This window comes from Lysinibacillus sp. RC79 (assembly GCF_041262405.1).
Lineage (GTDB): Bacteria > Bacillota > Bacilli > Bacillales_A > Planococcaceae > Lysinibacillus.
In genome coordinates this window covers 1-2,278 of sequence record NZ_JBGCCD010000065.1, presented here as the reverse complement: position 1 = coordinate 2,278, position 2,278 = coordinate 1, and the positions used below count along the sequence as shown (strand labels likewise).

The following is a 2,278-nucleotide window of genomic DNA, read 5'->3' as shown; positions in this document are numbered from 1 at the left end:
AACTGCTTGTAATTTATCTTCTACAGTATATTTAGCCATAGAAAAACTGCACCTCCAATTGTTAGATGTGTCTAACAGTTGGGGTGCAGTTCAAACTTTATAAAAAGTCTCGCCGTTTTTTTTAAGTTTCTTCCCTATATCCAACAGCTAACCAGTGAGAATCCCATTCCGTAATTTGATTACCTACTCTACAAGATAAGCCACACGCACGATTATCAGCGATAAATGAGCCGATTAACCATTTCTTTGTTTGTAAACCTTCCTTAAGCTTTATCGTTATAGAGGGCATTTCTACATATTGCTGATAAATAAACAAATTATCATCATAATGGGTATACGCAGAGGCATTCGTTTTCGTACCATCCCCTGCGAAAATTTCTACAGTATTCCCTTCCCGCGAATAAACAGGCTTCTTTACAAACGGCAAATTTTCTTGAACAAATGGCTCTGCCGAAAGAGACGTTGGCAACATATATTTCTGAATGGCAGCTCGTTCTTCTGCATTAAAAAGAAGCGGATCATCTTTTCGTTCCCAAATCAGCCATAATAAAATTTTCGATTGCAGTACATATGCAGCGGGGGCGTTAATAATAGCAAGCTGCCCATCTTTTACAAGCTCCAGTAAATGTAGACCTATACGATCATTATCGGAAGACACATCATCTATTAAAAACTCTACTGGGTGTGCAGGACGATACAAAATATCAATTTTCTCCATGGCAGGCGTATAAAGGCCTCGAGCTATATTAGCGGTGTTACTAGAAAAAATGATTAGTTCTTGTATAGGAACATATTCCACATCAAATGGTATACATTTCTTTAAAAACTGTACCTGACAATATTCCTCATAATCTTCTGCAGCTGTTTTCCCTGTGATGACGATTTTAGTTTTTTTCAAATCATTTAAATAATGCATAGCCGAAAAAAGCGCACCAGACAAGGTTTTATGTAATGCCGAAACATCATTCGGACTATCAAATCCTAGATGCTGACAAAGCGCTTCATTGATTTCAAAGGTTTCTTGGACTAGAAATGGCGTTTCACCATTTAATTCAAGACATTTTATTTGTCCGTCCTCTGTACAAATAAAATCAAAGCGAGCCAATACCGATTGTTGCTGTAAATAATCTAATTGGATATATGGTAGCATTTCAGAACGAATGCCTAGTGCTAAAAGTTGTTCATCCGATAAATGCTTAAATTGTTTCCCAACTTTCAAAAAAATTTTCCAAAGTATAGTAGATGCATAGTTGATTTCATCGATTTTCTCTTTGGGTAAATCTAGTACATCGTATAAGGCGTACTCAAGGTCCTCAAAGTCTGGAAAGAAATTAGGAAATTGAGAATAAAACGCTTGGCGTTGTTGAAAATGATTGTTCATATTGTTTTCTCCTTTTAAGAAGATGAAGAGCCACCTCGAGAGGCACCACCTGAGCCAAAGCCTGATTTCCCCGTGCTGGATGATGAGTGATTTGAATAAGAATTAGAACTATTCGTCGATGAACCTGAACTATTTGAGTATGAACGCTTGCCACTCGAATAAGACTTGGAACCGCTTGTATTTGAATTTGAGCTATTTGTTGTTGAGTTATTTGAGCTACTAGATGTTGTACCAGACGGATTTTGAGAGCCATTCGTCGTAATTCCATTAGAATTCGTATTTTTACTTTCGCTCGTATTGCTAGGATTCGTACGTGGTACTGCTGAACCGCCACCTTTATCTTTATCCTCTCTATCTGTACCATTTCTTAAATTGTGACTTTTATAAATGGCACTTCCTAGCATTGCTCCAGCAGTTGCATACATAAGTCCATTAAAGAAATGATGTGCATAATGAGGCGAATTCTCATCTAAACACTCGAACGAACCATCATCACTTTCTTTCCATTTATCACATGAATTTGCCATGTCGCTGTCATAGACACTTTGTACACCATTCCCTGCTGTTGTAGTATTATTTTCTTCCGTTGTATTATCTGTAGTAACAGTAGACTCTTTGACAGTCTGAGTTTCTGTATTCCCACACGCAGCTAATTGCATAGCCATAAATGACGCTGTTGTGACTGCTATGTATTTTTTCATTTGTTTTGCCATATCATATTTCTCCTTTATTTCGATACCTATTTTACGGATATCTCCTTCTTTAGGTTTCATTTTTTACAAATTCATACATATTATCATAGCAATCGAGTAGGAGACTAGCCATTAATTGACTAGTCGACCTCTCCCACCACCGTACGTACGGTTCCGTATACGGCGGTTCGAAAGTTTTATGGGT

The 2,278-nt window shown here is 37.4% G+C and carries 2 protein-coding genes; both read right to left on the bottom strand.

What is annotated here, in order from left to right; genetic code table 11:
* Positions 1-121 precede the first annotated feature (121 nt).
* Entirely contained in the window at positions 122-1,381 is a 1,260-nt protein-coding gene (locus ABH968_RS27645) for a glutathionylspermidine synthase family protein (protein WP_370049207.1), read from the bottom strand.
* A 14-nt stretch (positions 1,382-1,395) separates the two neighbouring features.
* A complete protein-coding gene (locus tag ABH968_RS27640; RefSeq protein ID WP_370049205.1) occupies positions 1,396-2,094 on the bottom strand; it encodes a hypothetical protein in 699 nt (232 codons plus the stop codon).
* Positions 2,095-2,278: the final 184 nt, after the last annotated feature.

Bases quoted from the DNA above. Each gene is read 5' to 3' on its own strand.
- ABH968_RS27645 (WP_370049207.1), bottom strand. From the start codon at position 1,381: ATGAACAATCATTTTCAACAACGCCAAGCGTTTTATTCTCAATTTCCT.
- ABH968_RS27640 (WP_370049205.1), bottom strand. From the start codon at position 2,094: ATGGCAAAACAAATGAAAAAATACATAGCAGTCACAACAGCGTCATTT.